Below are 12616 nucleotides of genomic sequence, written 5' to 3'. Positions count from 1 at the left end.
AAACTGAAACAATTATAATTACAGTATATATTATGAGACCAGGGTCAAAAGGTCATGTGTTTCATGTTTGCATGAAAAAACATGACTTTGGGACCCCGACATCATATTATAGTAAGGAGGCCAAGTCATGAACAGTGAATTCGGTATAGCAGTACATGCGCTCGTCTTTCTGAACCGAAAGGCCTGTACCCTGTCCAGTACAGAGCTTGCCAGGAATGTGTGCACCAATCCGGCAAGAATACGCAAAATTATGGTAAAACTTAAGAACGCCGGACTCGTTTCCACAAAGGAAGGGCTGGACGGCGGCTATCATCTGGAGGCAAAGCCGGAGAATATCTCTCTTTATCAAATCAGTGAAGCTCTGGACTTCAAATTTATCTCCTCTCCGTGGAAAAGCGGAAATGTCGATATGGATTGCCTGATTGCTTCCGGCATGGGACAAGTGCTGGATAACATCTATGAGGATTTGGATGCTCTCTGCAAGGAGCGCTTAAAAGGCATAACAATAAACAATATAGACGACGAAATCTTCGGTGCACTTTCTATAGATAAGCCTTGTGCTCCGAAACAATAAAAAGAAACTGCAGTGTAACTATTACGTTACTGAGAACGGAGTGAACAGTAACACTATTACAGCAAACGGAGGTAATACATGAATTTATCAATTGAAACAAGCATCCCCGCAGCTACTGTATTTATCCAGGGATTAATCAGCTTCTTCTCTCCTTGTGTTCTGCCGCTCATACCGCTTTATATCGGCTATTTGTCCGGCGGTGCTAAGACAACGGATGAAGACGGCAATATCCGTTATAAACAGAGTAAAGTAATGCTCAATACCCTATTCTTCGTAATAGGAATCAGCTTTTCCTTCTTCCTGTTAGGGTTGGGGTTCACTACTATCGGACGTTTTTTTCACAATTACCAGACATGGTTTACCCGAATCGGCGGCATTATCGTCGTCCTCTTCGGACTTTCCCAGCTCGGCTTTTTCGGCAATCCTCTGATGGGAAAAGAACGGCGCTTTCATTTTCAACCGGACAGCCTGGCCATGAATCCTTTGACCGCCCTCCTTATGGGCTTTACCTTCAGCTTCGCATGGACGCCTTGCGTAGGCCCCGCTCTCGCCAGCGTGCTGATCATGGCTGCATCGTCGGCATCCACAGCCACGGGATTTCTCTTAATCGGAGTGTATACGCTGGGATTTGTCCTGCCGTTTATGGGTGTAGGTATTTTCACCGGCTCTTTATTGGATCTCTTCAAGAAACATAAGCAAGTGGTGAAGTATACGACGAAAATCGGCGGTATTCTCATGATCCTTATCGGTGTCATGATGTTTACCGGCTGGATGAATAACTTCAGCAGCTATTTATCCGGCATTACCGGTACCTCCACAGAAAGCAGCATAAACGCTTCCGACCAAAACGACGGGAGCGGCGAAGACAGCGATGCCGCAAGCATAGGCAGCAATTCGGAGAACGACGGAGAAGGCAATGACACTGCCGTCACAAACGATGCCGATGACGTAGATAAAGACGACACCGATGAAACTGCTGCGGAAAAGGAAACGGATACGTTTCCTGCTCCCGATTTTACACTCACGGATCAGTATGGCAATGTACACACCCTCTCAGATTACAAGGGCAAAACGGTCTTTCTTAACTTCTGGGCGACCTGGTGTCCTCCCTGCCGCGCGGAAATGCCTGAAATTCAAGAGCTGTATGAAGATTACGGCGAGAATACGGGCGACGTTATTATACTCGGCATCGCTTCCCCGGATGTAGGCCAAGAAGGTTCTGTGGAAGAAATTACCGCTTTTCTTGAAGAAAACGGCTATGAGTATCCGGTAGCCATGGATACCGGCGGCGAGATGGCATTTGCATATGGAATAAACGCCTATCCTACAACCTTTATGATAGACAAGGACGGAAATGTATTCGGCTACGTCTCCGGCCAGCTAACTAAGGATATTATGGTCAGCATTATCGAGCAGACAGTAGACGGTGTGAGAACACAATAGGAACAGAAATCATCTCCACAAATATATTCGGCTCGGTCACAATGCCTTTTCATCAGGCATTTGGTGTCCGAGCCAATTTTACGGCCTTCCTGAGCCTCTCCTTGGCGGATTAGGTTTCTGTTCCGTCAGCGAGAGGCTTGGATTTTCTTAAGGCAACCCTCGACACAACCTCCAAAGCCGGAAGAGCATTCCCCTCATAGTCGAATAACCCCTGATTCGCCCATTCGTTGCCGCACGGTCCGGAATCCTGCATATAAGCAAGAGATTCTTTCGTCGCCCATCCGCTGCCCTTTACAGGAAGCCATGCCGGTTCCCAGTAGAAATAGCCGATTCCCAGACCATCCTCCACTGCCGCTACCTCTTCCATGAATTTCTCCATGAAAAGGGTCTGTCCTTCCTTTGTTGCAGGGTATTCCAAATTCTTCTCAAGCGCCGGCTTTGCTGCCGCGCCTTTTCTTTTCTCCGGGGCAAGCCCTTCATAGGAAGCATAATCCTCCATCGTAAAGGGCTGGGAAACCTCCGCAACAATCATGGGCTTTCCGTACCTCCTGGCAAGCAAATTCATATTATCGATAAGCCCTTTCATCGCTCCGTTCCATACGGGATAATAAGACAATCCGATAATCTGGAACTCCTCTCCCCGTTCCCTGAAATGATCGAACCAATCGCGGCACATCTCGTGATCGTCACCATGGTCCAGATGCAGCATGATCTGCACATCGCTGTCTACCGCCCTCACTCCACGGATTCCGGCATTTACAAAACGTGTGATTTTATCATAGGCAGGCTTTTTTCCGTCAGGCCAGAGAAGCCCGTTTGTAATTTCATTTCCGATCTGAACCATATCAGGAAAAAGTCCGTCTTCCTTCAGCCGCTTCAATGTGCTCTGCGTATGCTCGTATACCGCTTTTTCCAGCTGCTCCTCGTCATAATCTTTCCATGCCTTGGGTTTTATCTGCTTTCCCGGATCCGCCCAGAAATCGCTGTAGTGGAAATCCAGCAAATATTTAAGCCCTGATGCCTTGATCTCTTTTATCATTCTTATCGTCGCAGGGAAGTCGTTTCCTCCGCCTCCGTAAGAAATTCCGTCCTCTGAATAAGGATCGACCCAAAGCCTAAGACGTATATAATTTACCCCATAAGATTCAAGGACATTGACCAACGTCTGCTCCGTGCCCTTATTATAAAATCTCCCTCCAAGACGAACTACTTCATCCATCGAAGAAATATCCACGCCATGTATAAATTCTCTCATTACAGCTCAATCCCTTTCGTCGTTATCCTGTTGTCATCGATACAATAGACTAGTGTAACCTGCACTAGATACCTTAATGCTTCGTGTATGTTATACTAAGCCTTCATCAGGATCCGGCATTCAAAGGCTGCAAGCTCTATCTTCTCTTCCACATCTTCTCCCGTATCCGCATCCTTCCACCGACCGGTGATTGCCGCCAATACCTTGTCATCGTTATAATTCTGAAGGAACACCAAATCCCGTTCTCCCTTTCTGACAGATACCGTCACTCCATAAGGAAGGCTCTCCGATAACGGATTGCCAATTCCCTTTTCCTCCCCGCGTTCCCTATAAAAAAGATTCAAAAAGTCCTGTGAAATCTCCGCGGCCAAATAGTAGGCCGTACCTTGTCCGAAGTCATTCCTGGTTACCGCAGGACAGCCCTTATAATATTCTTTTTCATAGACAGAGAGCACGTGAGCGCCTTCTGCGCAAACTATCTCACACAGACCTCCCGTAGAGTAATTGTGATTGTGATAAACAATGCAATTCACGAATTCCTCTCCCGGCGCGTCGATTTCTTCCTGACGGATTCCCAGCACCTCTCTTAACGGATGCTCTCCCGTGAAACAAAGATCCGTCTCATTCACGATACCGCTCCAATAGGTGGTCACATAGCTTCCGCCGTTTCTTACGAATTCCTCCACCCGCCCGGCATACCCTTCCTTATATAAATAGTTAAGCGGTGCCGCAATCAGCTCATAATCCGCCAGATCATAATCCATATTAATTACATCCACATCTATGCCGGCTTCCCAAAAGGCACGGAAATGCGTCAGAAAGGTCTTTGCATAATCGATATTCAGCCTCGGACCGGTGGCATCTTCTACTGCCCACCAGTTCTCCCAATCGAAGACGATTGCCGCCTTCGGTCTGTTGCAGGTCGCCAGAACCTTTTCGCTTACCTCTTCCAGCCGTCTTCCCACCTCCGTTACGTCCCGGAAGGTTCTCGTGTTATCCTTATTTCTATGGTCCAGGACGGCACCATGGAATTTTTCAAAAGAGCCTCTTCCTTTTCTCCACTGGAAATACTGTACCGAATCGGAACCGTGAGCCACTGCCTGCATACTGGAAAGCATATGCATCCGCGGCCTCTTGACCGGATTGAAAGCCCGCCAGTTAATGCAGGAGGGCGTACTTTCCATAAGTAAGAAAGGCTTCTTTTTCATGCTTCGCATCATGCTGTGAACAGCGGCGGTCTTTACCGCCACCGGTACCTCGTCCTTGTTCTTATGCCAAAACGGATAAGAATCCCAAGACACCACATCCATACACTTATGCAGTTCGTAATAATCCAGTGATTTGAAGAAAAACATAAAATTCGTAGTAACCGGCAGCTTGGAATACTCCCTGATGGAATCGATTTCCCATCTGCAAAAGTCTGTCATCTGGCAGGTCACAAAACGCCGCCAGTCCAGATTCAGCCCGTGCAGCAAATTTTCTCCGTTTGGCACCGGACTGTGTATCTGCTCCCAGTCCGTATAAATGTGGCTCCAGAAGGTACTCCACCACGCCTTATTCACTTCTTCCAAGGAACCATACTTATCCTTCAGCCATTTACGAAAGGCAGCGTTACACTCGTCACAATGACAGCTTCCGTCTCCGAAATTGCCGCCCAGCTCATTGGAAATATGCCAAAGCAGGACCGCAGGGTGATTCCCGAAATCCTTCGCCAGCTTCTCATCGATCCTTCTTGTCTTTTCCCGCATCTTCGCCGAGGTATAACAGAAATTATGCCTTTTTCCCGGAAGATTCCTTCTGCCGTCCGCCCCCACCTGCATAACCTCCGGATACTTCTCTGTCATCCAGTGAGGCATCGCACCCGTAGGAGTAGCGAGTATGACAGATATTTCATTTGCATATAGTCTGTCAATAATCTCCTTCAGCCATCCGAAATTAAACTTTCCCTCCTCCGGCTCCAAAACAGCCCAGGAGAATACTCCCAAGGTCACGCAATTGACATGCGCTTTCTTCATCAATTCGATATCCTCTTTCAATATCTCCGGGCAATCCAGCCACTGCTCAGGATTGTAGTCTCCTCCATGAAGCATATTCTTAAGTTCCACCGCACGACCTCCGCATTATAAATAAAATTAAAATTCAAAATTGGTAAATCTCTTCATCATATCCTTGTAGCGGAATCTGGCCATCTGATTTTTCTCAAGTACATCCTCTTCTGTTCCTACATACTGGCATCTGATGCAGTAATATTCCTTTTTATCCTTATCATAAAACATATCCATATCCAAGTCTCTCATAAAGCAGGAAGGACATCTGTAATTTAATTTACCTTTTCCAGACTGAGCCATGATACAAGTCCCTCTTTCTCTTTCAATTTCGCCGTATATCCCAGCGTGAACATAGGTGAAAATGCGTATCCCTCTTTCACATATCCCGTCGCTTCTTTTCTGTCCGTGCGCATGGATACTCCCGTCTCGATCTGGGGCACTGACGCCCGCACCAAATTCGCGTCAGGCATCTCGATTTCCCTGCACTTATATTCATAAGAAATCGTCTCTATACGTTCTTCATTCCTGCAGCTTAGGGTAATTCCCTCCATGGACTCCGAATATTCCGTAGTTCCGTAGCAGGCAACCATATATTCGTTCAGTTCTATCTCCGCACCGGGCTTGCTCATATTCAGTATCTTTCTCTCGAATCTGATTTCCGAACTGCCTTCCCCGAAGGATATGACCGTCTGCAGCTTTACCGTCAGGTCATCGAATTCGATGTCTACCGGGTCGAGTGTAAGAGTCCTCACCTTGCCCTCCTCAGAATAATGGGCTTTGGTCCGGCACAGGCACAAATCTACCTCTTCCCCCTGATAGGATAATTTCGCACTCTTTATGGTTCCTTCACCGGCATAGTGAGTAAAATAGCCCGCTCGGTATTTTTCCTGGATAAGGAAGGGATAGGAGGCGTCTGTTACGTGCTTCGTGCCGATACCTACCGGCCACTCCAGCTTAGCCGTATAGGGACGCAGATCCACCAGCGCACCGCCCTGATCCATATTGACACATGCCCTCATATCCGGATCGCAGTACCAGAATAACTGCTTGTCAGAGCCATACAGGATATCTCTCCAAAGGGCACATTCCGGCTCGGTATACGACTTTTTCTGACGGTAATAATCCGCAAATTCCGCCATCGTCATATCCTTCAATTTTCCTTCTTCCTTCAGCTTTCCGTAATATGCCATTCCGTCGTCATAGCTCTTAACCAACAATTCGTAGGAGGATTCCCACCTTCCCATTTTATTCAGCCAGCCCGGACCCACGAACATCATGTTATAGGAATAGCCGTTGTTGTATTTTTCCAGATTTCTGTATTGGTCGATCAAATTAAACAGATAAGGATATTCCCAGGTCTTGGTATCGTAGATCATGCCTCGGAGCACATTCTGCGGATGGGTTCCGAAATTGGAGCCATTTCCATCATAGCAGGCAATCAAGTCTCTTGACAAATGAGGAATCGCCACGATACCGCTGTCCTCTTCCTTGTTCGCCGCCGGAGCATGGGTGTTTTGCTTGGATGGAATCCATGGGTTCCACGGACCGCCGTCCATAAATGTGTACCACGAATTATTGCAGGTATGGTACGCCTTCGGACCTTCTTCCCAACAGGTTGCAACCGCACATTTTACCATAGGATATTGCTCTTTGATATAGTTCGTCAGATCTGCATCCATGTAATAGGAGCCGGTAGATTCCGGATAAAAACCAAATACATTATTGAATTTTTCAAAAACGTCGTTTATGATCGACTTCTTATCTTCCATGGAAAACATCCATATGCAGAAATCCTTTGTCTTATATTTTTCGCGGAATTCATTGCAGGGAAGCCCTAATAACGAAAGTGCGATTTCATCTCCGTATTTTTCATGGTGCTCCTTGGCAATCTCCACCGCTTCCTCATTAAACAATGACGCATATGTCATATGTATTGTCGTCCTCAGTCCGTATTTATGAGCAGTTTCCTGCTGAAATCTGAAAATATCCAGAGATTCCTTCAAAAGCGATGTCCTTCCGATATCCTCTTCCTTTCCATGGCCGGTCACCTTTTCCGCATATTCCGGCACCATTTCCGGGCGATGTATAATATTTAGAATAAAATCACTCATTACTATAACCTTGTTCCTCTCATATTTTTATGCTTTTCTTACTTCACCGCTCCGGTGATTCCTTCCGCGAAGCTCTTTTGCAGCATGAAGAAAATGATTACCGTAGGAATCGTGCAAAGCAGTACGCCCAGCATAAGCATTCCGTAATCCGTAAAGTAGCCTTCTTTTAAGTTCGCCACTAACATGGGCATCGTAATGCTGTCGTTATCCTGCATGATCACTTTAGGCCACAGGTAATTGTTCCAGGCATTCATGAACGTAATCGTCATCGCAGCTGCGTAAGTGGAGCGCATGGTAGGTATGAACATCCGGAAGAATATGGAAATCTCACTCAAACCGTCGATCCTCGCAGCCTCAATAATATCGTGGGGAAATGATCTGGCACTCTGCCTGAACATCATGATCAAAAAAGGGGTGGATATTGTGGGCAGAACAAAGCCTATGGCAGTATTCAAAAGCTTCGCCTGCGAAAACATCTGGAACAGCGGAATCATGGTCGCCGCAAAGGGAACCATCATAGCTAAAAGGATAATAGCCATTACCATATCCTTCCCTTTATCATGGTATATTTCGAAGCCGTAGCCGGCAAGAGAGCATACAATGAGGGAAATAACCGTAAGTATGATCGAATATTGGAAGGAATTGAACATTGCTGTTCCTACCTTCTGAGCAGCGAAAAGATTTTTCAGATTCTCTATGAAATAAGTACTGGGAATCAAAGTTCCTCTAACTACGTCCACACTTTTGTTGGTGGAAGCCACTACCATCCAGTAAAGCGGAAATATAGACAGTAATGACACTATTGTCAGAAATATATAGGAAAAAGCCATTCTTGCTTTACTAGTCACGCTTATCACCTACTTTCATCTGTATGAAGGCCAGTACTGCTACCAATATCAAAATCATGTACGACATCGCCGCCGCATATCCGAAGTTAGGAACATACTTAAAGGAAATGTTGTAAATATAGTGTGACATCGTTATGGTTGCATTTGCCGGTCCTCCATTGGTCAAGTTCATCGATTCATCGAAAAGCTGCAAGGTACCGTTGGTTGACATAATAGCCGTCAGTAGAATGGTAGGCTTTAACAGCGGAACGGTAATCTTTCGAAAGCTTTGAAAGGGCGATGCCCCGTCTATTTTGGCGGCTTCATATACTGAATATTCGATATTCTGTAATCCTGCCAGATAAAATACCATATTATAGCCGGTCCACCTCCATACGAGAGCTACGATAATGATAATTTTCGCACTGAAGGGATGGCCCAGGAAATTGTAGCCTGTATGTAAGATTCCGAGGTTAATCAGAACATTATTCACGAACCCATCCACCGCGAACAGGGAGCGGAATATAATTGCATAGGACACCAGCGAGGTCGCACAGGGAAGGAAAATCGCCGTGCGGAAAAACCCCTTAAATTTTAAATCCTTGTTGTTTAACATGGATGCCAGCACCAGTGCCGTGATTAGCATGATCGGTACTTGTATGATAAGATAGAAAAAATTGTTTTTTAAGGATTGCATAAAGACTGCATCCTTAAACATCCGTGTGTAGTTGGTTATTCCCGTATAGGTCATGTTATTGCCTATGCCGGTTTTAAAAGACAAAATGAGCGCCTGGACCATCGGCACGAAACTCATTGCAACAATCAGTACCGCCGCAGGCATAAGGAATGTCCAGCCTGTGAGATTGTGCTTCTGTCCCAAAGTCAGTTTTTTCTTCATTTGCCTCCTCCTCTCTCCGTTAGCTATGCAGCCTCTGTTTAAATATTATTTATAACCAATACCGCTCCGGAAATGATCAGCATAATGATCACTAACATCTTTCCTGTTTTCTCCGGCATGAACTTTGAACTAAGCATTCCTCCTGCCAGTCCAAGCGCCATAAAAGGAATCAGCAAAACGGCTTTTACAAAAATCTCTTTATTAATAATCCCTAAAATTATGTATACAATAATTCGGAACGTATTTTCAACGATAAATACAACGCAGATATTTCCCCTAAAGGAGCTGCTGTCCTTAGTTGTCCTGCTCATATATGCGGCCAATAGAGCACCGACTCCATATAAGCCGCTAAGCAGTCCGGAAAGCGCCCCAATAATGAAGAGCACCAGTTTTGAGGATTTTCTCTGCTTGATTTTATATTCCCGAAACAACATCTCCACTCCGAGGCCTATAACGATGATCCCGAAGAATATTTTTATATACTGCGCATTTCCGCTTTTTAAAAAAAGCATTCCGGGAATGCTTCCCAAGCATACGAGAAGCGCCGGAAGAAGCCATATTTTATAATCCGTATTCCTCCTTTCCTTCCATGCGATGACAAGATTGGTCGGATACCCTAAAATAAGCTCTACCGGGGTAATATTCACATTGTTGTATCCAAAACCGGTTATGGTGGTGAATACCAGCGTATTCGCAAAGCCGCTTATCCCTTTTACGAAAAAGGCGAGCAAGGCCGCGATTATCATTAAATAGTCCATAATGTAATTGATAGGGAACGACCCGAGGGCCGCTCCCCTTCTTTCTTAAGTTTATTGTCCCATTGCAAAATTTACGGTATCCTGAGCCACCTGAAGCTCACCGGCAACATCCGCGCCGGATACGATATTTGTAATTGCTGTCGCTACGGCATCACGTGCTTCATAGAAATAAACGCCCGTGTTGCAGGCAGGAATCTGTCCCGCAAAATCGATGATTTTCGCATATACTGCTTCTCCGCCGAAGAAATCGTTGGATGCACCGTACATATCGCTGTCGCCTGCCGGCAAGTAGCATGCGATTGCACCTGTATTCAAAATGGATTCATAGAATTCCACGCTTCCGCCGAAGGTAGCACCCATGAAGTCAGCCGCAAGATCTATGTTTTTGCAGTTGGATGTGATTGCCCAGCTGGAACCGCCCTGGTTTGCATAATTGGTAGCTGTCGTTGCGTTATCTAATTTAGGCATGTTCGTTATTCCCCAGTTGCCGGCCTGATCGTCAGCCGCCTGAATAGAAGCCATAATCCAGCATCCGGCCATGGTTCCTGCAACTGCTCCGCTGTTAAGGGTTCCGATATAGGAATCCCAGTCGTTCACTTCTACGAGGACACCGCTCTTAACCAGTTCCGCATAGGTGCTCATAACCTCTTCCAAAATGGCGTTATCAACCAACTGCGCGGAGCCGTCGTCTCCGAAGAAGCTGCCGCCTGCGGACTGAAGCATCATAACGATGATATCGGATTCACCGCCTACACAGGAGAGCATTGGTTTTCCGGTTTTCCCAAGAACAACTTTTCCTTTTTCGATGAAATCCGACCATGTGATATTTTCAAAATCGGAAATTGTGTACCCTGCCTGCTCCAGCAAATCTGTTCTGTAAGAAGCGATAACCGCACCGTTGTCGAAGGGTACACCGTAGTTCTTGCCGTCTACCGTAGAAAAGCCTACCTTACCTGCTGAGAACTGGCTGTAATCCAACTTGCCCGTAAGATCTGTAAATGCATCGGGATAACTGATTACGTTCTTCTGGAATGCCGCATCCTGCATTAAGAGGATATCCGGCAGCGTTTCGAGGTTTCCTGAGGTAGCCGCCGTGGTCAGTTTCGTCTGAACATCCTCCCAGGGTGTTTCTACTACTTCCAGTACGAAGTTCGGATGATCTTTTTGATAAACCTCAGCCGCTTTGTTCATCGCGTTGATGTTGAATGCCGGATCCCAGCACCATACGGTCAGCTTCTCTTCTCCGGCAGCTCCGGTATCAGCCTGCGCCTCGTCCTCTGATGTTTCCGCAGCAGAAGCTGCTTCCGTAGTTGTTTCATCGGTTCCTGTGGTCTGGCTCGCCGTCTCGGCACCTCCGCCGCAGCCCGCTAATAGGGAAACCGTTAATGCAGCCGCTAAAACGGTGCTTACTAATTTTTTCTTCATTCTCTTTCCTCCCAAATGATTGTATCAACTGTTATTATTCTTCAGAACGTTGCTCTCGTTTGCGCAATTGCTTGTTCTGAAAATATCATACTAAAATCTCTCATTGTTGTCTATTGACAGAATATACTTTTGTTGCGTTTTATTTTTCATCTATTTGCACATTTTTCAAATCCTTTTCAACTCTTTTTTGCGCAATTTTGCGCACCTTATTTTTCATTCGTGCGCACCTTTGGGACTATGGCATACTATCGATTTCCCATCACTTGGTAGATTCCCTGAAGATGATTTCATAACCTAACAGCGTCCTTACATCCACTTTATTCCCGTTGATCAAATCTAACAGAACCTTGCAGGCAACACTGCCGAGTTCGATAGCATCGAATCGGATGGAGGTGACAGAGGGCGTATAATCCTCCAGCACCTCGCTGTCGTAGCAGGAGGCGACTTTTATCTGCCCCGGTACCCGAATGTGCTCGCGGCGTAGCTTGGTAAGAATCCACCGGCACAGCGTATCGTCCATACATAGGATTCCATCTATTTTTTTCATTATAATTTCGTCCACGATTTTCTCCGCTTTCAGCTTATTGTGCACATCCAGGAATACGTAGTCGGGATTTACTCCGATGCGGTTGTCCTCCAGACCTGAGCAATAGCCATTGAATCTGGCATTGGTGACAATATGGCTTCGGTTGTTTCCAATCATCGCAATTTTGCGCATCCCCTTTAAAACCATAGTGGATACCATATCCCGGCAAGCCTCCTCGTGGTCGTTATCTATCTGTACCACTTCCGGATCATCAATGCTTCCTAAGGTCACAAAAGGCATGTTCACTCCCTTTAAATATTTCACGAACACATCATCCACATAGGTTCTCGCCAGTACAAAGCCGTCCACCTTCCTGCTGTTCACGATTCGCTCCAGGCTTCCGATATCTCTGTCCCCAGTCATTACAATAATGGTATCATAATCATTGACCATGGCAATTTCTGTTATTCCGATCATACAGCGCTGGAAAAACGGAAGGTCGATGATCCTCCAGTTATTGGGGATGACAAGTGCGATATTATTTGTCCTGCCCTTCTTTTCTTCAGAGGATAGCTCCGAATAGCCGCAGACATTCACCGCATAATCCCGTATCATCTTTCGCGTATCTTCTCCGATTCTCCCTTTCCCCGACATGGCGCGGGAGACGGTAGTTCTGGAAACCCCCAGCTTCTTTGCCATTTCTACATAATTTATCTTTTTCTTACCGTCCATAGCACTCCATTCCTACCCC

At 46.1% G+C, this 12616-nt stretch carries 11 protein-coding genes; 2 read left to right on the top strand and 9 right to left on the bottom strand.

Annotated features, from left to right (window positions below; all coding sequences use genetic code 11):
• Positions 1-127 precede the first annotated feature (127 nt).
• Together V6984_RS04915 and V6984_RS04910 are read left to right on the top strand one after the other, a co-directional pair.
• Positions 128-574, top strand: coding sequence for an Rrf2 family transcriptional regulator (locus V6984_RS04915; RefSeq protein WP_342758682.1), 447 nt, complete (start codon positions 128-130; stop codon positions 572-574).
• Positions 575-652: 78 nt separating this feature from the next.
• A complete protein-coding gene (locus V6984_RS04910; protein ID WP_342758681.1) occupies positions 653-2017 on the top strand; it encodes a cytochrome c biogenesis protein CcdA in 1365 nt (454 codons plus the stop codon).
• Positions 2018-2126: 109 nt separating this feature from the next.
• On the opposite strand, the gene V6984_RS04905 is transcribed toward V6984_RS04910, so the two are convergent.
• The 9 genes from V6984_RS04905 to V6984_RS04865 form a co-directional block, all read right to left on the bottom strand.
• Positions 2127-3272, bottom strand: coding sequence for a glycoside hydrolase family 53 protein (locus V6984_RS04905; RefSeq protein ID WP_342758680.1), 1146 nt, complete (start codon positions 3270-3272; stop codon positions 2127-2129).
• A gap of 95 nt (positions 3273-3367) precedes the next feature.
• Positions 3368-5377 (bottom strand): beta-galactosidase, encoded by a 2010-nt coding sequence (locus V6984_RS04900; protein WP_342758679.1) that lies wholly within the window; start codon positions 5375-5377, stop codon positions 3368-3370.
• A 27-nt stretch (positions 5378-5404) separates the two neighbouring features.
• The gene (locus tag V6984_RS04895; RefSeq protein WP_342758678.1) at positions 5405-5569 is read right to left on the bottom strand and encodes a hypothetical protein; all 165 of its coding nucleotides are present in this window, start codon (positions 5567-5569) and stop codon (positions 5405-5407) included.
• A 23-nt stretch (positions 5570-5592) separates the two neighbouring features.
• Positions 5593-7431, bottom strand: coding sequence for a hypothetical protein (locus tag V6984_RS04890; protein WP_342758677.1), 1839 nt, complete (start codon positions 7429-7431; stop codon positions 5593-5595).
• Positions 7432-7469: 38 nt separating this feature from the next.
• Positions 7470-8261 (bottom strand): carbohydrate ABC transporter permease, encoded by a 792-nt coding sequence (locus V6984_RS04885; RefSeq protein ID WP_342759940.1) that lies wholly within the window; start codon positions 8259-8261, stop codon positions 7470-7472.
• A 10-nt stretch (positions 8262-8271) separates the two neighbouring features.
• Positions 8272-9156: a sugar ABC transporter permease gene (locus V6984_RS04880; RefSeq protein WP_342758676.1), complete on the bottom strand. Its 885-nt coding sequence runs from the start codon at positions 9154-9156 to the stop codon at positions 8272-8274.
• A gap of 38 nt (positions 9157-9194) precedes the next feature.
• Positions 9195-9914, bottom strand: coding sequence for a sulfite exporter TauE/SafE family protein (locus V6984_RS04875; RefSeq protein WP_342758675.1), 720 nt, complete (start codon positions 9912-9914; stop codon positions 9195-9197).
• Positions 9915-9965: 51 nt separating this feature from the next.
• Positions 9966-11339 (bottom strand): ABC transporter substrate-binding protein, encoded by a 1374-nt coding sequence (locus V6984_RS04870; RefSeq protein ID WP_342758674.1) that lies wholly within the window; start codon positions 11337-11339, stop codon positions 9966-9968.
• Between the two features lie 259 nt (positions 11340-11598).
• Positions 11599-12597 (bottom strand): LacI family DNA-binding transcriptional regulator, encoded by a 999-nt coding sequence (locus V6984_RS04865; protein WP_342758673.1) that lies wholly within the window; start codon positions 12595-12597, stop codon positions 11599-11601.
• Between the last annotated feature and the right edge of the window lie 19 nt (positions 12598-12616).

Source organism: Kineothrix sp. IPX-CK (assembly GCF_039134705.1).
In the GTDB taxonomy this organism is placed as follows: Bacteria; Bacillota; Clostridia; order Lachnospirales; family Lachnospiraceae; genus Kineothrix; species Kineothrix sedimenti.
The sequence above is the reverse complement of the archived record's forward strand: the minus strand, read 5'-3'. Positions and strand labels throughout refer to the sequence as shown.

Bases quoted from the DNA above. Each gene is read 5' to 3' on its own strand.
- V6984_RS04915 (WP_342758682.1), top strand. From the start codon at position 128: ATGAACAGTGAATTCGGTATAGCAGTACATGCGCTCGTCTTTCTGAAC.
- V6984_RS04885 (WP_342759940.1), bottom strand. From the start codon at position 8,261: ATGGCTTTTTCCTATATATTTCTGACAATAGTGTCATTACTGTCTATA.
- V6984_RS04895 (WP_342758678.1), bottom strand. From the start codon at position 5,569: ATGAGAGACTTGGATATGGATATGTTTTATGATAAGGATAAAAAGGAA.
- V6984_RS04910 (WP_342758681.1), top strand. From the start codon at position 653: ATGAATTTATCAATTGAAACAAGCATCCCCGCAGCTACTGTATTTATC.
- V6984_RS04875 (WP_342758675.1), bottom strand. From the start codon at position 9,914: ATGGACTATTTAATGATAATCGCGGCCTTGCTCGCCTTTTTCGTAAAA.
- V6984_RS04865 (WP_342758673.1), bottom strand. From the start codon at position 12,597: ATGGACGGTAAGAAAAAGATAAATTATGTAGAAATGGCAAAGAAGCTG.
- V6984_RS04890 (WP_342758677.1), bottom strand. From the start codon at position 7,431: ATGAGTGATTTTATTCTAAATATTATACATCGCCCGGAAATGGTGCCG.
- V6984_RS04870 (WP_342758674.1), bottom strand. From the start codon at position 11,339: ATGAAGAAAAAATTAGTAAGCACCGTTTTAGCGGCTGCATTAACGGTT.
- V6984_RS04880 (WP_342758676.1), bottom strand. From the start codon at position 9,156: ATGAAGAAAAAACTGACTTTGGGACAGAAGCACAATCTCACAGGCTGG.
- V6984_RS04905 (WP_342758680.1), bottom strand. From the start codon at position 3,272: ATGAGAGAATTTATACATGGCGTGGATATTTCTTCGATGGATGAAGTA.